Consider the following 19887-nt stretch of genomic DNA (forward strand, 5'->3'; position numbering starts at 1 on the left):
TGCTGTCGTCGAGTCATTGCCGGTCGAGGATCAGCCCGAGTTCAACTGGGCTTCGACGATTTCCGGTCGGTCGAGAACGGCTTGCATGATGGCTTCTTCACCCGAGACGAGGTGGGCTTTCATCAGCTCGGCCGCGGTCGTGGCCTGGTTGGCTTCCAGTGCTGCGGTGATGTCGGTGTGATCCTGGCTCCAGTGCCTGCCGGGTTGGCCGTAGACCATGCTGACGTAGGCAATGCGCATGTGATCGTCGGAGAGTTCCTCGATCAAGCGGGCGAGTCTGGCGTTGCCTGCGGCGCGTGCGATGGTGCAGTGGAATTCATGATTGGCCTGGGAGAAGGCTACCATCTCGGTGGTATTGCGGCGGTCATAGCTGGCCTGGCTGCAGCGGTGCAGTGTCCGCAGGTCCTCGGCCTCGAGCTTGCCGGCGGCGATCAGGCATAACTCCGGTTCGACCAGCTTGCGAATCTGATAGCTGTCTCGAATGCTGCGGATGGTGATCGGTGCCACGGTGTAGCCCAGCCGACCCTGGTTGACCGTCAGCCCCTGTTGGGTGAGACGCGCCAGGGCGTGGCGAATCGCGGCCTTGCCCATTGCGTAGTGTGCGCTTATCCACGCTTCGGTGATGGTGGCGCCGGGTTTCAGCGTGCAGGAGATGATGTCGCGGCGCAGCGTGTCGAAGGCTTGTGCGTTCAGGCTGGGTTTCTTGGTCATTGCCATTGGAAGGTTCGGTAATGAAGCGCTGCGAAGCCCGGCGTCGGTGTGCCCGGCTTCGCTGCATGATATGTCTCCGGTCACATCAGGGAGAGCAAGACGAAGAGCCCCATGATGGTGGCACCGCAGATCAGTGTCCACATGACGCAGTAGCCCATGATATCGCGCGCTGAGAGGCCGGCCACGCCGAGCAGCGGCAGCGCCCAGAACGGCTGCATCTGGTTGGTCCAGGCATCGCCCCAGGTGAAGGCCATGATGGTCTGCGGAATGTCAGCACCGAGCGTCTGGGCGGCATTCAGCATGATCGGACCCTGGATCGCCCATTGCCCGCCGCCGGAGGGGATGAAAATGTTGATGAGGCCGGCGGAAATGAACGTCAGGATCGGGAAGGTGTGGACATTGGCGATCTCGACGAACCAGCCTGCCATGCTGTCGGCCAGCCCCGAGACCTTGACCATGCCGGCGATCCCCGCGTAAAGCGGAAACTGCATGATGATGCCGCGACACGAGAGTACGCCTTCCTTGACCGCCTTGCCGAAGCTCGCTGGGCTGGGTTGCAGCAGCAGACCGATGGCCAGGAAGATCAGGATGACTAGGTTGAGGCTCAGGGTGAAGCCGAGCTGATGGAAGTTGATCGCCAGATAGCCCAGAGGCAACAGCGCCAGCAGGAGGTTGGGCAGTCGGTAATGCTCCAGCTTCTCGGCCCAGGGCATGCCGCGAGTGTCCACTGGCGCGTTATCGTCATCGAGTGCTTCACCCTTGAATGGCTTGATCTCGCCGTGCGGCTTGACCCGGGTGAAGACGATGTAGAGCAATCCCAGTAGCACCAGGCTCAGGACGATGTTCCACCATGAGTAGAGCGTCTCGGTGATCGGCACCACCCCCACCACGTCCTGCATGAAGTTACCTTCCGACGCCATCAGTAGCGGTATCGAGGCGGTAGTGCCGCGAATGATCTCGCCCGAGTAGGCCGCGGCCACCGCCAGTGGGAAGTGCAGTCCCGCTACCCGCCGCCCCATCTCGCGTGCCAGGAAGGCGCCGACGATCATGCCGAAGCCCCAGTTGATGTAGAAGGTGACCATCGACACCACCGCAATGATGCCCACCGCTTGTGCCGGACTCTTGGGAAAGGCGGCCAGGCGATCGATCATGCGTGCCACTGAGGGTGTCTTGGCGATGACGAAGCCGGTGAGCAGAATCAGACACATCTGCATGGCGAATTTATACAAGTTGGAGAAGCCCTCTCCCCAAGCCTCGAACATGGTGTAGGCGCTCTGACCTTCGACGGTCATGCCCAGCACGAAGACTACCGCGCTGAGGGCTATGGCCAGCAGCATGGCATTGGGCAGGCAGGTCTGGACGAACCTCAGACAGAGGCGAGTGAGAAACTGCATGACAATCCCCTTTTGGTTGTTGTGGGTCTGCGTGTTGCACGGTGTCTTGTCGGTCGGAACAGGGTCTGGACCTTGGTGGCAACGCTCTCGCCGCTCGTCGTGGCGGATGAGGGCGTCGCTGGTTCAGGTGTGTGCGAGCATGGGGAGTTCGAGGTGTGAGGCGCGTTCGGCGTGCCGGCTGACCTCGATGGTGGGAACGATGCCATCCGGAATGCGTGAGAAGTGGTCGCTATCCGCCAGGGCGATCGCCACCCGCAGGCTGTGGCCGGCCTGGAACAGCCACGAGGTGGGCAGCAGGTCGAAGGTGATCTCGCTGTATTCGCCGGGTGTCAGATAGCGCGCATCGCGCTCGTTGAAACTATGGCTCGGGCCGATGGCAGGAATGTTCTCGGGTCCTGGTGAGAGGCGCCGGTGTAGCGCCCGGAAGATGCCCTCGGTGACGTAGGTCGCACGGCCTTGCTCATCGATGTCCTCGAGATAGACGAACAGCGCGCAATCCTCGCAGTCGCTCTTGAGAAACAGCTTGATCAGCGGATGGCCGGTGAGCTCCATGGGCACGGCGAACGGCTCGGTGGTGTAGCAGAGCATGCGTGCGTCGCGACCGTCCCAGTCGGCGTAGTAGCGTTCGACATTCTGGGCGTACAGCCGGTTGTAGCGCGAGCGATTGCCACTACCGCAGCGGTAGTCGCCGACGTAGCGGTCAGTGGCGTCGTCGTTAGGCGGCGCCTCGGGAGCCAGGCGGTGGTCGGCATGAAAATGGAACCGGTGTGTGACCATCTCGGCCGGTGGCCATTCGTGGGCGGACTTCCAGCGCTCTTCGCCTACCGTGTAGTAGTGCACCGGAGGCTCATCGTCGAGCCCCGTCTCCAGACCCATCAGATGCTGGTCGAAGAAGCGCAGGGTCTCTGCCAGCGCCTTGGCCTGCGGGGCTGGCTCCTCCCGAAAGGGGCTCGAGCCGGTCCGTGCGCCGTGGTCCCAGGCCCCCAGCATCAGTCGCTTGGCAGGATTGCGTTGCCAGTTGAAGCGCAATGCCGCGCCACGCGAGTAATGGCCGTCCATCCAGCCCGAGATGGTGTAGACGGCCGTCTGGGCGTCGGCGTCGCGATTGGCGTAGTGATAGGGGCTGATGATCGCTGAGGTGAAGTCCGGCACGCTGCTCAGGGCGCTATCGCGATAGGGCAGTTGATGGACGAAATCTGCCATATCGAAATTAGCGACGTGGTCCTCCAGCGCCGCGGCCAGCAGTGTGCCGTCGGTGTCTTCGTCCACCGGGGCCGGGCCCTCGAAATGTTCGCCGCGGAAGTAGGGAAAACGAGCGCGATTCTCGGCCTCGTCGTCGTCCAGTGCCTCCATCAGCCGGCCGTACTCCTTGACCAGCCGCCGGCACATCACGCCGCCGGGATAGAGCTGGTTGGACCAGGTGTCCCAGACCGCCGAGTGGGGCACGATTGCCTTGACGGCGGGGTGTGCCCAGGACGCGGTGAAGTCGGCCGCGGCACCGAGATAGGAGATACCGGTGACGCCGATGGCGCCGCTGCACCACGCCTGGCGGCTGATCCACTCGATGATCTCCAGGTAGTCTTCGCGTTCGTTAGGCGAGCGTAGCCCGGTGCGAGCGCCGAAAGAGGCACCGCTGCCGCGGACATCCACAGCGACGAGTGCATAGCCACGCGGCAGTAATAGCGAGCGGAACACGGCGATATTGGGGCAATCCTCGGTGTCGGTGGGAGCCCCGGGCTTGAGTTTCATGCGCCGGTAGTAGGGGGTGAAGAAGGCGATCACCGGAAAGCGCTCACTGGTGGTGGCTTCGGTGCCTGGCAGGTGGATGTCGATGGCGAGGCGGACCCCGTCGCGCATGGTCAGATAGTGGGAAACGAGTCGCTCGCCGCTGAATGCGGGATGGCGGCTCTCTTGCCAGGATTCGGGATGAAACGGGGTGATATGCGACACCTCGGGACTCCTTGTTGTTGTGACATCTGATTTATGGAAGGTTGAACGCGTTGTTTTGACATGTCAAAAGATAATTTTTGAAATACATGCGGAAGGTGCACGCCATGGTGGCGTGTCCCCTGATGGGTCTTCTGGCCGGATTTCTGGCGGGCGCGCTCGGTAGCAGTGGAGGTGTCGTCGTAGTGACGCTGCTAGTGGTAGGCGGTCATTGCCTGTGCGGATGGGGCGGAATGCGGTGTCGAGATACAACGTCCGCTCTACGGCCGGTAGGTGCGCTTGGCGCGGGTGATGCTCAGTGCACGAGCGGTTTATCTGAACTGCTTGGAAGAGCGCCCCGGTTACGGCGTCATCAGAGGCGGGAGGTGTGGCTCAGGTCTCTGGAAGTGGATGCCGAAGGTGGCAGACATCGGTTACGTGGCCAGGTGCCTTCCCATATCGTGGCACCTGAAGCTTGCCGATTTCGCGGGGAGATCAGTCTTGTTCGTCATCGTCGTAATGGATGATGGAGAGCAGCTGCAGTGGCACTTCGTGTAGTTTTTCCGGCCCATGAGGGACTGCAGCATCGAAAGCCAAACTGTCGCCGGGGCCCATGTCGTAGAACTGCTCGCCGTGGCGATAGGTCAGGCGACCTTTCAACATGTAGATGAACTCATGGCCTGCGTGGCTGAAATTGGGGAAGACTTCACTGGCGTCGTCCATGGTAATGAGGAAGGGCTCATAGCGTTTCTTGGGGCCCTGGCGATAGCTCAGCAGCTGGTAGGTATGGCCGACCTCGGTGCCGGTACGTACCACCTCCATGCCTTCGCCGGCCTTGACCAGCTGGGCGCCACGTCCGACCTGGTCGTAGTCGCTGAACAGCTTGGAAATCGGCAGGTCGATGGCGTTGCAGAGTCGACTGAGAGTGTCGAGGCTGGTCGAGACCTGGGCGTTCTCGACCTTGCTGATCATGCCCTGACTGAGCCCGGCGATACGGGCCACGTCGGAAATCTTGTACCCCTGGGAGAGGCGTCTCTGCTTCAAGGCCCGGGCGATGTGCTGTTCCAGACGCAGGCGCGTTTCGTTCTTGTCGGTGGTGACGGAGTCACTCATGGCGATGCTGGCCTTGTCGACGGCGTGAGAGCTGCCAATTGTGCCAGAGTCCGGCTGGCAGTGGCACGTGCCACCCCAGCCGTCGGCGTCGGTCGCCATCCGGCTCACCGCCCCTTGGCCGTGAACCTTGGGCCATGAGCCCGGGGCCATGAATACGGCGCCATGAACCCGGAGCGAGCCTCGCTCAGGCAGCGGCCGGGGCGAGCAGCGCATCGAGGCCCAAGGGGCCGCCGTCGAACTCCTGCATGGCATCGAGGAGTGCCGGCCATAGATAGGCAGCCGATGCGCTGTCCGCCAGCAGGTGCAGACAGGGCGTGTCGCCCAGCGCGTCACGGATGACGATGGCATCGGTGCGGGCCACCGAGGTCTGGGCGATATGCCCTTGGCGAAAGACCTCGGCGTCGAGATCGACGCCGCACAGCTTGGCCATCACTGCGGCGCCATCCGCGCCGGTAAGGGCCAGCCAGGCATGGCTGTCCTGGCGGGGTAACGGATAACAGCCGGGCGCCGGTGTCGTCCACGCGGGCGCTGTCTCGGACACGTGCCGGTCGGTGTCTGCGAAGCTGCCCAGCAGCAGATACTCGGTGGCAGACAGCCGCGCCAAGCGGGTAGCGTCATCCTGAATCAGACAGCGATTGGGCGCCTCGGGCAGGCGATAGCCGTGTTCGGTCAGTGTGGCGGCGGCCTGGGGGCCGCGCAGACCGAAGCGCGGCAGCGCCGAGAGGTCGATCAGCCCGCAGTGGGCCAGATGGTGCGCTTCGTCGCTGGTGTCGGCGAAGCGCGCCGGCGTCCTGGCGTCGCCCAGCGGCATCCACTCGACTCCGGGCCGCTCGGCGTGGAGAGCGTTGAGCGGAGGGCGAGAAAGGCTCGCGGTCGCGTTTTGTGTGGTCATCTCAGAGCTCCTGGCGAGTATTGTCGGGGTCGAAGAAGGGCAGGGCGACCACCTCGGCGGCGATCTCCTGACCGCCGTCGACGCGCAGCGTGATCTGGTTGCCGGGCGCGGCTTTCTCCGGCGCGGCGTAGGCCAGGCCGATGATCGCCTCGAGGGTGGGCGAATATTCGCAGGAGGTGATATTGCCGGTAATGGTCTCGCCCTCCAGCACCAGTTGCCCCTCTCTTGGCTTGGCGCTGGACGTCGGTAGCCGGAAGCCGACCAGCCGGCGTTTCGGCGGTTGAGCGGCGAGGATGTCCACGGCGCGGCGGCCGACGAAGAACGGCTTCTTGCGATTGACCGCCCAGCCCAGGCCGATCTCTTCCGGATGGCTCATGCCGTCGGTGTCCTGACCGATGATCACGTGGCCCTTCTCCAGGCGCAGCAGGCGCTGGGCCTCGACGCCGAACGGCCGCAGGCCGTCCGCGGCGCCGGCTTCCATCAGCCGGTCCCAGAGGGCCTCGCCGTAGCGCGCGGGCACATGGATCTCGTAGCCCAGTTCGCCGACGAAGCCGACCCGCAGCAGGCGTGCCGGGATACCGGCGACATGGCCGGTGCGCAGCTCCAAATAGGGGAAGGCCGCGGCGGTGAGGTCGACATCATCACACAGTTTTTCGAGCACCCGGCGCGACAGCGGCCCGGCGACGTTGACGGCGGCGAACGCCGAGGTGACGTTGGCGATATCCACCTCCAGGCGCCACTGGGCGTTCCATTGCAGCATGCTGCGATGGACGTTGGCCACGCCGCTGGTGGTGGCGGTGACGTAAAAGTGATCCTCGGCCAGGCGGCATGACACACCGTCGTCGATGACCACGCCCTGTTCGCTGGTCATCGCCGCGTAGCGAGTACGTCCCACCGGCTGCTTGAGGAAGCCGAAGGTGTAGAGCCGGTTGATGAACTCGGCGGCATCCGGGCCGCGGATCTCGAGCCCGCCGAGCGTCGAGACGTCGATCATGCCGACCTTCTCGCGCACGTGGCGCGCTTCCTCCTGCATGCAGCGATCCCGCTCCAGGCTGCCGTCGGCGGCGGGATAGTAAGCGGGACGACGCCAGTGGCCGGCCGGCATCATGCGCGCACCCAGTGCCTCATGGCGACGGTGTATCGGCGTCAGGCGGAAGGGGTCGAAGCCGCGCCCGGCGAGATGGCCGAGTGTCTCGGCGGTGAACGGCGGCCGGGCGGTGGTCACCCCGGTCTCGCTGACGCTGCGCTCGGTGGCCTGGGCGACCAGTCTGGCGGTGGGCAGTGCCGAGTGGCGTCCCTGGGAGGGCCCCATGCCCACCGTCGAGAAGCGCTTGACCAGCTGCACGTCGCGGTAGCCGTGGCGGGTGGCGTTGAGGATGTCCTCGACCTGCAGGTCCTCGTCGAAGTCGACGAAGGCCTTGCCCTTGGGGTGCGGGAAGATCGGCCAGGGATGATTGACCCGCCGCGGGGCACGCGCAGCGCTCTCCGGCATCGGCGCATCATGGCCCAGCGCGCGCAGCGCCTCGCTGGCGGCGCGTACGCCATCCTCGCCGACGCCGTCGAGGTCGTGCCGCCCGTTGACCGAGCCGGCGATGTGCAGGTGGGCGGGCAGGTTGCTGATCGAGAATTCGGCGACCTCGTCGTCGTAGCGCAGCTGGCCACCGGCCTGACACAGCAGTTGGTAGACCGGCATGTAGCCGGCGGTCATGCACACCAGATCGCAGTCGAGTCGCTGACCCTGGTCGGCCACTTCGCCGGTGCCGACGATGCGTCGCAGTTCGACGCCGGTCACCCGATGCAGTGACTTGTCGTGCAGGGCCTCAAAGACCGTATGCCCGGCATGCAGGGGAATGCCCGCCGCCGCGACGGCCTGAGTGAGTGCCGGGTCCTCGGATGAGGGGCGCATGTCGGCCAGGGCGGCCACCTCGACCCCCTGCTCCTGAAGGTCCAACGCTGCCAGGTAGCCATCGTCGTTGCCGGTCAGCACCACCGCGCGCTGGCCTGGCTTGACCGCATAGTGGCGCATGAGGCGCTGGGCGGCGCTGGCCAGCATGACACCCGGTAGGTCGTTGTTACGGAAGATCGCGGGCTGATCGAAGCTGCCCGAGGCGATGATGCACTCTTTCGCTCGCACCTTGAACATCCGGCGGCCCTGGATCACCGGTAGATAGTTATCGGTGAACCAGCCGTTGCAAGTGGCGTCGCACATGACCTGGATGTTGGGATGATCCGTTACCGCGGTGACCAGCTCGTCGCGCAGGCGTTCGCCGCGACTGCCGTCGATATCGAAGCGCGCATAGGTCAGTGAGCCGCCGAGCTGCGGCTGCTGTTCGACCAGCAGCACCCGGGCTCCGCCAAGGGCCGCGGTGAGCGCGGCGCGCAGGCCGGCCGGGCCACCGCCCACCACCATCACCTCGGTGAACAGATAGGCCTTGTCGTGATAACCGCCGCGGGCGTCGAGATCGAAACGTCCCAGGCCCGCCTTGCGGCGGATCAACGGCTCCCAGCGCTTCCAGGCGCCCTTGGGCTTGTAGAAGGCGCGGTAATAGAAGCCCACCGGCATGAAGCGGGAGAACTTGCCGAGCTTCATGTCGCGGTCGTGATCGAGGCTGCCGTTGTAGTTCTGCCCCTCGATCGTTAGGCCATCCTCGAGGCGGCGTTCGTCGGCCAGCACGTTGGGCTCGTCGGGCAGTTGCACGAGAGTGTTGGCATCCTGGCCGGCCATGGTCAGCGCGCCGCGCGGCCGGTGATACTTGAACGAGCGCGATAGCACCAGGCGGCCGTGAGCGGCCAGCGCGCTGGCGATGGAGTCGCCGGCGAAGCCGCGATAGGTCTCGCCCTCGAAGGTGAAGCGGACCGAGCGTTCGCGGTCGATCAGGCTGCCCAGCGGGGCGGGGAGACGTGACGCGGTAGCCTCGGCGGCGTCAGCCAGGGGTTCGTAACGGCTCATGAGGCGCTCTCCTGGTGGGCAAATTCGACGCGCTGGTGAAACCGCTCGCCGGGATCGAAGGTTCTCAGCACCGTGTCGGTGAGCCGGTTGCGCTCGGCCAGGAACCAGTAGCCGCTGGCGCCGTGGAACCACCACTCGGTGACCACCTCGGGCAGGTTGTCGTGATAGAAGACGTAGTCGGCCCACTCGCGATCGCTGCAGGTCGCCGGATCGGGCATCGTCTTCAACTCCCCGCCATAGCTGAATTCACTGATGTTGCGTGGCCCGTTGAGCGGGCAATGGAGGATCTTCATGGTGTGCTGCCCCCGTTCGGTCTGCGTTGAAGAGTCAGTGACTGGCCGCCGTGGCGCCCATCTCGTTGACCTGCTGGAAGTTGGCGAAGCGCGCCAGATGGAATGGGCGAATCAGCTCGGGCACCTTGCCGCCCGTGGCGATCAGTTCCGCCATGGTCTGGCCGCAGATCGGCGTGGCCTTGAAGCCCCAGGTACCCCAGCCGGCGTCGAGGTAATAGTTCTCGACGGGGCTCTCGCCCATGATCGGGCTGTAGTCCGGGGTCATGTCGGTGACCCCGCCCCACTGGCGCATCAGCTTGGCCTTGGCGAGGAAGGGGAACATCTCGACGGCGCTGGCGATCAGGCTCTCTTTCATCTCCAGCGTCGAGCGGGTGGCGTAGAGCGGATAGGGGTCAGAGCCGCCGCCGAAGACCATCTCGCCGCGGCTGGTCTGCTGCACATAGCAGTGCAGCGCCGAGGAGCTGACCAGCGGGTCGAGGAACGGCTTGACCGGCTGAGTGACCATGGCCTGCAGCGGGTAGGAGACGATCGGCAGGCGAAAGCCGGCCTTGGCGGCCAGCACCGAACTATGGCCGGCCACGGCCTGCACCGCGCACCCGCAGCGCACCGTGCCGCGGTTGGTCTTGACCCCGGTGAGGCGCCCGCCCTCGATGATCAGGTCTTCGACCTCGGTCAACTGGTGGATCTCCACGCCGCGTTTGGCCGCTTCCTTGGCGTAGCCCCAGGCCACGGCGTCGTGACGCGCGGTGGCGCCGTCCCGATGCCAGAGACCTTCGAGCACCGGCAGATGCCCCGGGTCGAGGTTGAGCGTCGGCACCAGCTCGGCGATCTGCTGGCGGTCGATCATCTCCGTGCGCCCACCGAAGTGCTTGTTGACCTCGGCGCGCTGGCGGAAGGCGCGCACCGTGGCATCGGTGTGGGCCAGGGTGAGCTGGCCGCGCTCGGAATACATGATGTTGAAGTCGAACTCGTTGGAGAGGTTCTGAAACAACTTCACCGACTCGGCATAGAAGCGGACCCCTTCAGACGTCAGATAGTTGGAGCGGATCACCGCGGTGTTGCGCGCGGTGTTGCCGCCGCCGAGATAGGCCTTCTCCAGCACCGCGACCTTGGTGATGCCGTGGTACTTGGCCAGATAGTAGGCGATGGCGAGGCCGTGCCCGCCGCCGCCGATGATCACCACGTCGTAGCTGGCGGCGAGTTCCTTGGGCGGTGGCAGGTCCTGTTCGGCGGGATAGTCGGACGACAGGCCGTACTTGAGTAGGGCGAAAGGCATGGGACCCCCTGAGAGTCGTTCAGGCTGGCAGCGCGCTAGCGGCTGCCTGGCACTGTTGGCGGGTGGCGGTGACGGTGTTCTGCATCAGGTAGGCGATGGTCATCGGTCCGACACCGCCGGGCACCGGGGTGACGGCGGCGGCCACCTGGCTCGCGGCGGCGAAGTCGACGTCACCGACCAGGCGCGTGCGGCGTTCGCCGTCGATCTCGCATTCGATGCGGTTGATGCCCACGTCGATGACCACGGCGCCGGGCTTGAGCCAGTGGGCATCGACCATCTCGGGGCGACCCACGGCGGCGATCACGATATCGGCCTGACGGCATAGCGTGGCGGCGTCGCGGCTCTTCGAATGCAGCAGCGACACCGTGCAGTCGGCGTCGAGCAACAGTGCCGCCATGGGCTTGCCGACGATGTTGGAGCGGCCGATCACCACGGCGTGCTTGCCGGCCAGCTCGCCGCAGGTGTCCTTCAGCAGGCGCAGGCAGCCGGTGGGCGTGCAGGGGGCCAGGGAGGGCAGCCCTTGCCAGAGCCCGCCGGCGTTCTGGCGGTGGAAGCCGTCGACGTCCTTGGCCGGCAGAATGGCCTGGATCACCGATGCCTCGTCGATATGCGCCGGCAGCGGCAACTGCACCAGGATGCCGTTGACCTCGGGGTCGTCGTTGAGCCGGGCGATCAGCGCGAGCAGCTCCGCCTGGGGCAGGGTGGCGTCGAAGCGGTATTCCAGCGAGCGAATGCCGACCGCTTCCGCCTTGCGGATCTTGTTGCGGACATACACCTGGCTGGCGGCATCCTCGCCCACCAGCACCACCGCCAGGGCTGGCACGATGTCGGCCTCGGCGAGTCGCGCGACGTCGGCGGCGACCTCGGTGAGCACCCGTTCGGCGCAGGCCTTGCCGTCGATACGCATCGCCGGGAGCGTGTGGGTAGTCTCTGTGCTCATCGGAAGATCACCGTCTTGTTTTGATCGAGGAAGACACGATGCTCAAGGTGGTACTTGACCGCCTGGGACAGCGCGACGGTCTCGGTATTGCGGCCGACCGCGACCAGGTCCTCGGGACGGTAGGTGTGATCGACGCGCTGGACCTCCTGCTCGATGATCGGCCCCTCGTCGAGGTCCGAGGTCACGTAGTGGGCGGTGGCGCCGATCAGCTTGACCCCGCGTTCATGGGCCTGGTGATAAGGTTTGGCGCCCTTGAAGCCGGGCAGAAAGGAGTGGTGGATGTTGATCGCGCGGCCGGAGAGTTTCTGGCATAGATCGTCGGAGAGAATCTGCATGTAGCGCGCCAGCACCACCAGCTCGGTACCCGTCTCCTCGACGATCTCCATCAGCGCGTCTTCCTGGCGCGCCTTGGTCTCCGGCGTGACCGGCAGATAGACGAAGCGGATCCCTTCGCGCTCGGCCATCGGGCGCAGATCGAGATGATTGGAGACGATGGCGGTGATCTCCATGTCCAGCTCGCCCTTGCGCCGGCGATACATCAGGTCGCCGAGGCAGTGGTCGTACTTGCTGACCATCAGCAGCACGCGCATGGGCTGGGCGTCGTGGCGGAAATCCCACTCCATGTCGAAGTCCTTGGCGACGCCTGCGAAGTCGCGCTTGAGGGTATCGATATCGCCTTTCACGCCCGCGTTGAAGCGGAACTTGGCGCGCAGGAAGAAGCGGCCGATCTGTTCGTCATCGTATTGGGCGAGTTCGCTGATATAGCACTGGCCCTCGGTCAGAAAACAGGTCACGGCGGCGACGATGCCGGAGGTGGCGGGGCAAGAGATCTTGATGATGTAGCTGTCGTCTGTCGAAGCCATGCGGTGCGTTCCTCTTGGCGTAGGCGGGGCGTGGCCTGGGTGTCGGTATCGACGCCCAGGCAGTGGATATCGGGTTCGGCCCTTGGCGATGCGCTCGCGTGTCGCGTGAGTATCGAGAGGCTCACCGGGGCAGATGATGCGTCAAGCATGTTTTCCTGAAAAGAAAAAAACATTCCTTTTAGTCAAGCAACAAGCTTGCCAGTTTCCCGTGACACCTCGTTTCCCGTGCCCTGATACAGCGTTTTATTCCTTTTTTAACAAGGGCTTGAAGTTTTGCTGCGACGAGCGTGGCGGCAGGGGACGAGCCCGGGGAACGATCCAAGGCGTCGCGTCTTGTTCGAAAACGGTGCGTCGGAGGCGCTACTTGCACCGTCGGGGGGCGATGGCGGCGGGTAGGACAGACTGGCGAGGTGGGCGGCGGCGGCCAGATTACACGGCCAAAACTTTTTATCGCCTGTAAATCAGTTCATTAGCGACCAGTCCGGGAATTTTCTCGCGCATCGTGGCGTTTCTGGCATGCAAGGTGCTTTCTTAAAGAGAAACAAATTTTCTTGATGGGAATTGAATGTGTGGCGTAGCCTGCATCGCATCGGCAAGGTCCGGTGGCACAGGAGAGCGCGCCATGTCGTTCCCGGTACTCGCCCCGCATGAAGGAGACCTGACATGACGCCAGAAGCCGCCAAGCAGCTACTCGAGGAGCACGATGTCCGCTACCTGCTCGCGCAGTTCGTGGACATTCACGGTGCCGCCAAGACCAAGTCGGTGCCGGCCAGTTGTCTGATGGACGTGGTCGAGAAGGGCGCCGGCTTCGCCGGATTCGCGGTCAGCGGCCTGGGCATGGAGCCTCACGGGCCCGATTTCATGGCCCGGGGCGATCTGGCGACGTTATCGCTGGTGCCCTGGCAGCCGGGTTACGCGCGACTGGTCTGCAATGGTCATGTCAACGATCAGCCCTATGAATTCGATAGCCGCGTGGTGTTGCTCAAGCAGCTCGAACGACTGTCAGAAAAGGGCTGGACGCTGAATACCGGGCTGGAGCCGGAGTTCTCGCTGTTCAAGCGCGGGCCGGCGGGCGAGCTGCTGGCCGTCGACGAGAGCGATACGCTGGCCAAGCCCTGCTACGACTACAAGGGGCTGTCGCGTTCCCGCGTGTTCCTGGAACGCCTGGTGGAGGCGCTCCAGGCGGTCGATTTCGACGTCTACCAGATCGATCACGAGGACGCCAATGGCCAGTTCGAGATCAACTACACCTACAGCGATGCGCTGACCTCGGCGGACCGTTTCACCTTCGTGCGCATGGCGGCCGGCGAGATCGCCAACGATCTCGGCATGGTCTGCTCCTTCATGCCCAAGCCGCACGCGGATCGGCCCGGTAACGGCATGCACTTCCATCTCTCGGTCAGCGATGGCGACGGCAACAACGTCTTCGGCGACGACAGCGACCCGCAAGGGCTGGGGCTGTCGCGTACCGCTTACCACTTCCTGGCCGGCCTGCTGCACCACGCGCCAGCGCTGTGTGCCTTCGCCGCGCCGACCGTCAACTCTTACAAGCGGCTGGTGAACGGCGGCTCCAATAGCGGTGCGACCTGGGCACCGGTGTTCATCGCCTATGGCGACAACAATCGCTCGGCGATGGTCCGCGTGCCCTACGGCCGCCTGGAGTTCCGCCTGCCCGATGCCGGCTGCAATCCCTATCTGGTGCATGCCGCGCTGATCGCCGCCGGCCTGGACGGTATCGACCGCCAACTCGATCCCGGCAAGGCGCACAACATCAACCTGTATTCGCTGAGTGCCGAGCAGTGCCAGGAGCAGGGAATCGGCGTCCTGCCCCAGTCGCTCAAGGAGGCCATCGACGCCCTGGCCAAGGACACCATCCTGCGCGAGGTGATGGGGCCCGGCATCGTCGATGAATTCATCGCCGTCAAGCGCGATGAGTGGGCCGACTACAGCCGCCAGGTATCGACCTGGGAGCTCCAGCGCTACGCCGAATTCTTCTGATCAACGATTGACCCGAACTCGCCGCGAACGGCGATCGATAGAGAGGACAACGCTATGTGTGGAATCGTGGGGCTCTATCTCAAGAACCCATCCTGGGCAAGCCGTCTGGGCGAGCTGTTCGAACCGATGCTGGTCGCGATGACCGACCGCGGGCCGGACAGCGCCGGCTTCTCGATCTACGGCGACGAATACGACGCCGGCATCAAGCTGACGCTGCAGAGCGATGCCGTCGACTACGACTGGTCCAGGCTGGCCGAGCGGCTGGGTACGGCTTTCGGCGGCGTCGACGACTGGTACCGCAACGCCAGCGTGGCGGTCTTCAAGCTGGCTGCCCCGGAGGCCGAGCTGCGCGCCTGGCTCGCCGAGCAGGCACCCGAGATCCGTGTGCTGAGCGCGGGGCAGAGCATCGAGATCCTCAAGGGCGTGGGGCTGCCCGCGAGCATCGCCGAGCGCTTCAACCTCAAGGGCATGCAGGGCAGCCACGCCATCGGCCATACCCGCATGGCCACCGAGAGCGCGGTGACGCTGCAGGGCAGCCACCCCTTCTCGACGGGGCTCGACCTGTGCCTGGTGCACAACGGCTCGCTCTCCAACCACAACCGGCTGCGCGACAAGCTCCGGCGTGAGGGTATCGCCTTCGAGACTGACAACGATTCCGAGGTGGCGGCGGGGTACCTGACCTGGCGCCTGGCCAAGGGCGACTCGCTGACTCAAGCGCTCAAGGGGGCCCTGGCGGACCTGGATGGCTTTTTCACCTTCGCCATCGGCACCCGCGACGGCTTCGCCGTGGTTCGCGATCCGATCTCCTGCAAGCCGGCGGTGATCGCCGAGACCGACGACTACGTGGCGATGGCGTCGGAGTACCGCGCCCTGGCACGACTGCCGGGCATTCAGCAGGCGCGGGTCTGGGAGCCCGAGCCGGCCACGATCTATGTCTGGGAACACGATGGCGCCAAGGTGGAGGCCGCATGATGATGAAGACCGTTGATCTAGCCGAACAGAGCCTGCGAGAACTCAACCAGTCGCTGCACGATGGTGAGATGCTCCGCGAGATCCGCGAATGGCGGGTCATCAATACCGACGGTGCGCACAACATCGCCTGCGGTCTGAACGACGACATCAGTGTCGATATCGATGGCCATGCCGGCTACTACTGCGCCGGCATGAACCAGCGTGCCAGCGTCACGGTGCACGGCAACGTGGGGGTCGGCGTGGCGGAGAACATGATGTCCGGCACGGTGCGCGTCACTGGCGATGCTTCCCAGTCGGCCGGGGCCACGGCGCACGGTGGCCTGCTGGTCATCGAGGGCAATGCTGCGGCGCGCTGCGGTATCTCCATGAAGGGCGTGGACATCGTGGTCAAGGGCAACATCGGCCCGATGAGCGCGTTCATGGGGCAGGCCGGGCGCCTGGTGGTATGCGGCGACGCCGGCGACGCGCTGGGTGACTCGCTCTACGAGGCGCGTCTCTACGTCAAGGGCCGGGTCGGTACGCTCGGCGCCGACTGCGTCGAGAAGGAAATGCGCGCCGAGCATCGCGAGGAACTGGCCGCGCTGCTCGAACGGGCCGGTATCGACGCGGACCCCGCGGAGTTTCGGCGCTACGGATCGGCCCGCGAACTCTACCACTTCAAAGTCGACAACGCCTCGGCCTACTGATCAGGAGCCTGCCATGACCGATTACACCTCCAACCCCGTACTGCGGGAATCGGCCACCTACGGTCGAGACGTCATTCACGAGATCCAGCGCGCCGCCGAGACCGGGATCTACGACATTCGCGGCTGGGGTGCCAAGCGCAAGGTGCCGCATTTCGACGATCTGCTGTTCCTCGGCGCCAGCATGTCGCGCTACCCCCTCGAGGGCTATCGCGAGAAGTGCGACACCCGGGTCACGCTCGGCACCCGCTACGCCAAAAAGCCATTGGTCATCGAGACCCCGGTGACGATCGCCGGCATGAGTTTCGGGGCGCTATCCGCCCAGGCCAAGGAAGCGCTGGGCCGCGGTGCCTCGGAAGTCGGCACCTCGACCACCACCGGCGACGGCGGCATGACCGCCGAGGAGCGCGGCGAGTCGACCAAGCTGGTGTATCAGTACCTGCCGTCGCGCTATGGGATGAACCCGGACGACCTGCGCAAGGCGGATGCCATCGAGGTAGTGCTGGGCCAGGGCGCCAAGCCCGGCGGCGGCGGCATGCTGCTGGGCCAGAAAATCTCCGATCGCGTGGCGCAGATGCGCACCCTGCCCAAGGGCATCGACCAGCGCAGCGCCTGTCGGCACCCGGACTGGACCGGCCCGGACGACCTGGCGATCAAGATCGCCGAGCTGCGCGAGATCACCGACTGGCAGGTGCCGATCTACATCAAGGTCGGGGCCACCCGTACCTACTATGACGTCAAGCTGGCGGTGAAGGCCGGGGCCGATGTGGTGGTGCTCGATGGCATGCAGGGCGGTACCGCGGCGACCCAGGAGGTGTTCATCGAGCACGTCGGCATCCCGACCATGGCTGCCATTCCCCAGGCGGCCCAGGCGCTGCAGGAGATGGGCGTGCACCGCGAGGTGCAGTTGATCGTCTCCGGCGGCATCCGCAATGGCGCCGATGTGGCCAAGGCCATCGCCCTGGGAGCCGATGCGGTCGCCATCGGCACGGCGGCCCTGATCGCGCTGGGCGACAACCATCCCCGCTATGACGCGGAGTATCGAGAGATGGGCTCCGCTGCCGGCTTCTACGATGACTTCCAGGAGGGCAAGTGCCCGGCGGGGATTTCCACCCAGGACCCGGAACTGAGCAAGCGCCTAGACCCGGTGGCCGCCGGCAAGCGCCTGGCCAACTATCTGCGTGTGCTGACCCTGGAAGCTCAGACTCTGGCTCGGGCCTGCGGCAAATCCCATCTTCACCACCTGGAGCCCGAAGACCTGGTAGCGCTGAACGTCGAGGCGGCGGCCATGGCGCGGGTGCCGCTGGCCGGTACCGACTGGATTCCGGGGCAGCGTTTCTAGGCGATTCCGATAGCCCCGCACGACCACCGCCAAGCACCGGGGGCCGAGGTGCCTTTGGTGCTCAGGCGTAGCGATCTTCTTTCCTTGGGGGGATCGAGAGTCGGCAAACACATGATGTCTCTTCAGTGGAAACACCATCGCTAGAAAATAGCGCGTGATGGCGCCCGCAAGACCGTCGGCGACAGGCTCGCCCGTTACCACCGCGAGCCGGTCGTCGACTCTTGATACGAACAACGACAACGACGAGGCAACCACAATGACAAATGCGACCCTGGAACTGAGCTATGCCCTGGATACCTTCTACTTCCTGATGTGTGCGGCCCTGGTCATGTTCATGGGCTGTGGCTTCGCCATGCTCGAGTCGGGCCTGGTGAGAGCCCGCAATACGGTCGAGATACTGACCAAGAATGCCCTGCTGTATGCCATTGCCTGTCTGGTGTATCTGGTGGTCGGCTACAACGTGATGTATCCGTCCGAGGCGGTCAGCAGTGTCATCCCGGGGCTGCAGTTCATGCTCGGCAGCGACCATACCCTGGCGGACATCGCGACCGGCGAGGGCGCCCCCTACTATTCCGGCATGGCCGACTTCATCTTTCAGGCGGTGTTCGCGGCCGCGACCATGTCGATCGTCTCCGGCGCGATCGCTGAGCGCATGAAGCTGTGGCCCTTCCTGATCTTCGCCGTGGTCATGGTGGCGGTGATCTACCCGGTGGAAGGCTACTGGAAGTGGGGCGGCGGCTTCCTCGATGCCATGGGCTTTCAGGACTTCGCCGGTTCGGTGGTGGTGCACATGGCCGGCGCGGCGGCGGCGTTGGCGGCGGTGATCCTCGTCGGGCCGCGCAAGGGACGCTACGGGGCGAAGGGCGAGGTGCGCGCCATTCCCGGTGCCAACCTGCCGATCGCCATGCTGGGCATGTTCATCCTGTGGATGGGCTGGTTCGGCTTCAATGGTGGCTCCATGTTGAAGGTCGCCAGCCTCGATGCGGCCAACGGCGTCGCTCGCATCTTCGTCAATACCAATACGGCCGCCGCCGCCGGCATGGTCGTCGCGGCCCTGGTCTCGCGGGCGATGTTCGGCAAGACCGACATGACCATGATCATCAATGGTGCCCTCGCCGGACTGGTCGCCATCACCGCCGAGCCGCTGCTGCCGTCGGCAGGCCTGGCGGTGCTGATCGGCGCTGTGGGCGGCGCCTTGGTGGTGCTATCGGTGGTCACCCTGGATCGATTGAAGCTCGATGATCCGGTGGGCGCCATCTCCGTGCACGGCACGGCGGGCATTTGGGGCATTCTGGCCGTGCTGTTCTCCAACCCCGAGGCGACACTCTCCGTGCAATTGATCGGCACCGTGGTGGTCTTCGCCTGGATGTTCGCTACCAGCTTCGCCGTGCTGTGGCTCATCCGGGCGGTGATGGGGCTACGTGTCAGCGAGCAGGAAGAGCTGGAAGGCATGGACCTGCATGAGTGCGGGATGCTCGCCTACCCGGAATTCATCGCGGCTAGCGCACAGGAGACCGGCGCGTCTGGTCCGGGCAGGCGGTCTGCCTCTGCTAGGGTCGGCGTGATGGCCGAGCAAAAAGGCGCTTGAGTCGGCAGAGGTGCGGTCCATGGGCGTCGAGTTCTATAGCGTCGATTCCGGTGGTGGGCTTCACTCGGTTTCGAGGGTGTGCTTAGAGCTCGCCTCTCACTGCCCATAGTTCCGGGAAGAACTTGAGCGCCAGCGCCTTCTCGAGATAGGCCACCCCCGATGTGCCGCCGGTGCCGCTGCGTTGGCCGATGATACGCTCGACCGTCTTCATGTGGCTGAAACGCCACTTGTGGAAGTTGTATTCGGTATCGATCAGCTTCTCGGCGAGTTCGTAGAGATCCCAGTAGCGGTCGGGGTGACGATAGATGCTCGACCAGGCGGTTTCGACCTCGGGAGAGGCGACATAGGGGGCAGACCAGTCGCGCTGCAGGGTCGCCTCGGGTAGGTCGAAGCCGCGCCGTGCCAGCAGTTGCAGGCAGACATCGTAGAGGCTGGGGCTGGCGAGCACCTCATGCAGCCGCTGGTAGTGCGCGGTATGGCGGCGGTGGGCTTCGGCCAGGCGCGGGTGCTTGTTGCCGAGCAGAAACTCCAGCTCGCGGTACTGATACGACTGAAAGCCCGAGCTCTGGCCGAGACTGTCGCGGAAGGCGAGATAGTCGGAAGGCGTCATGGTGGCGAGCACTTCCCAGGCATTGATCATCTGCGCCTGGATGCGTGCCACCCGGGTGAGCATCTTGAACGCTGGGCGCAGCGCATCGGTACTGATCGCCCGCGCCGCCGCGTGCGCCTCGTGCAGGCACTGCTTCAGCCACAGCTCCGAGACCTGATGGATGATCACGAACAGCATCTCGTCGTGCTGATCGCTGATCGGGTTCTGGCAGGCGAGCAGCGGCGCTAGGTCCAGATACTCGCCGTAGCTCATGTGCTGGTCCCAGTGCACCTGCGGCTCGTCGGCCAGGTCGACGGCGCCGGGATCGCGTGGGTGCGGAGTCTCGTCGTGCACAGG

General features: G+C 64.8%; 16 protein-coding genes. 5 read left to right on the top strand and 11 right to left on the bottom strand.

Annotation, left to right across the window (positions count from 1 at the left end):
* Positions 1-30 precede the first annotated feature (30 nt).
* From J0A90_RS09755 to purU, 10 genes are all read right to left on the bottom strand, one after another.
* Positions 31-717 (bottom strand): GntR family transcriptional regulator, encoded by a 687-nt coding sequence (locus J0A90_RS09755; protein ID WP_207035040.1) that lies wholly within the window; start codon positions 715-717, stop codon positions 31-33.
* A 74-nt stretch (positions 718-791) separates the two neighbouring features.
* Positions 792-2105 carry a short-chain fatty acid transporter gene (locus J0A90_RS09760; RefSeq protein ID WP_207035038.1) on the bottom strand — a complete coding sequence of 438 codons (1314 nt, stop codon included), beginning with the start codon at positions 2103-2105 and terminating at the stop codon, positions 792-794.
* A gap of 123 nt (positions 2106-2228) precedes the next feature.
* Entirely contained in the window at positions 2229-4055 is a 1827-nt protein-coding gene (locus tag J0A90_RS09765) for a CocE/NonD family hydrolase (RefSeq protein WP_207035036.1), read from the bottom strand.
* A gap of 471 nt (positions 4056-4526) precedes the next feature.
* Positions 4527-5144 (bottom strand): helix-turn-helix domain-containing protein, encoded by a 618-nt coding sequence (locus tag J0A90_RS09770; protein ID WP_207035034.1) that lies wholly within the window; start codon positions 5142-5144, stop codon positions 4527-4529.
* Positions 5145-5328: 184 nt separating this feature from the next.
* Positions 5329-6036 (bottom strand): sarcosine oxidase, encoded by a 708-nt coding sequence (locus J0A90_RS09775; protein ID WP_207035032.1) that lies wholly within the window; start codon positions 6034-6036, stop codon positions 5329-5331.
* A gap of 1 nt (position 6037) precedes the next feature.
* Complete coding sequence (locus tag J0A90_RS09780) at positions 6038-8986, bottom strand: 2Fe-2S iron-sulfur cluster-binding protein (protein WP_207035030.1); 2949 nt, start codon at positions 8984-8986, stop codon at positions 6038-6040.
* Complete coding sequence (locus tag J0A90_RS09785) at positions 8983-9279, bottom strand: sarcosine oxidase subunit delta (RefSeq protein ID WP_207035028.1); 297 nt, start codon at positions 9277-9279, stop codon at positions 8983-8985. The genes J0A90_RS09780 and J0A90_RS09785 overlap by 4 nt, the downstream gene beginning before the upstream one ends.
* A gap of 34 nt (positions 9280-9313) precedes the next feature.
* Complete coding sequence (locus J0A90_RS09790; protein WP_207035026.1) at positions 9314-10555, bottom strand: FAD-dependent oxidoreductase; 1242 nt, start codon at positions 10553-10555, stop codon at positions 9314-9316.
* A 19-nt stretch (positions 10556-10574) separates the two neighbouring features.
* Positions 10575-11495: a bifunctional methylenetetrahydrofolate dehydrogenase/methenyltetrahydrofolate cyclohydrolase FolD gene (gene folD / locus J0A90_RS09795; protein ID WP_233076672.1), complete on the bottom strand. Its 921-nt coding sequence runs from the start codon at positions 11493-11495 to the stop codon at positions 10575-10577.
* On the bottom strand, positions 11492-12358 hold the full coding sequence (purU, locus tag J0A90_RS09800; protein ID WP_207035024.1) for a formyltetrahydrofolate deformylase: 867 nt from the start codon (positions 12356-12358) through the stop codon (positions 11492-11494). Before purU ends, folD begins: the two co-directional genes overlap by 4 nt.
* A 663-nt stretch (positions 12359-13021) precedes the next feature.
* On the opposite strand from purU, the gene glnT reads away from it, so the two are divergent.
* The 5 genes from glnT (at position 13022) to amt (ending at position 18941) form a co-directional block, all read left to right on the top strand.
* A complete protein-coding gene (gene glnT, locus J0A90_RS09805) occupies positions 13022-14356 on the top strand; it encodes a type III glutamate--ammonia ligase (protein WP_207035022.1) in 1335 nt (444 codons plus the stop codon).
* Positions 14357-14410: 54 nt separating this feature from the next.
* Entirely contained in the window at positions 14411-15328 is a 918-nt protein-coding gene (locus J0A90_RS09810; RefSeq protein ID WP_207035020.1) for a glutamine amidotransferase family protein, read from the top strand.
* Positions 15328-16014, top strand: coding sequence for a protein glxC (locus tag J0A90_RS09815; protein WP_233076673.1), 687 nt, complete (start codon positions 15328-15330; stop codon positions 16012-16014). Before J0A90_RS09810 ends, J0A90_RS09815 begins: the two co-directional genes overlap by 1 nt.
* Positions 16015-16027: 13 nt before the next feature.
* The gene (locus tag J0A90_RS09820; protein ID WP_207035018.1) at positions 16028-17353 is read left to right on the top strand and encodes an FMN-binding glutamate synthase family protein; all 1326 of its coding nucleotides are present in this window, start codon (positions 16028-16030) and stop codon (positions 17351-17353) included.
* A gap of 256 nt (positions 17354-17609) precedes the next feature.
* Positions 17610-18941 (top strand): ammonium transporter, encoded by a 1332-nt coding sequence (gene amt, locus J0A90_RS09825; RefSeq protein ID WP_207035016.1) that lies wholly within the window; start codon positions 17610-17612, stop codon positions 18939-18941.
* 82 nt (positions 18942-19023) lie between these two features.
* On the opposite strand, the gene J0A90_RS09830 is transcribed toward amt, so the two are convergent.
* Positions 19024-19884: a tryptophan 2,3-dioxygenase gene (locus J0A90_RS09830; protein WP_370635767.1), complete on the bottom strand. Its 861-nt coding sequence runs from the start codon at positions 19882-19884 to the stop codon at positions 19024-19026.
* Positions 19885-19887: the final 3 nt, after the last annotated feature.

The organism is Salinicola sp. DM10 (assembly GCF_017306975.2).
Taxonomy (GTDB): domain Bacteria; phylum Pseudomonadota; class Gammaproteobacteria; order Pseudomonadales; family Halomonadaceae; genus Salinicola.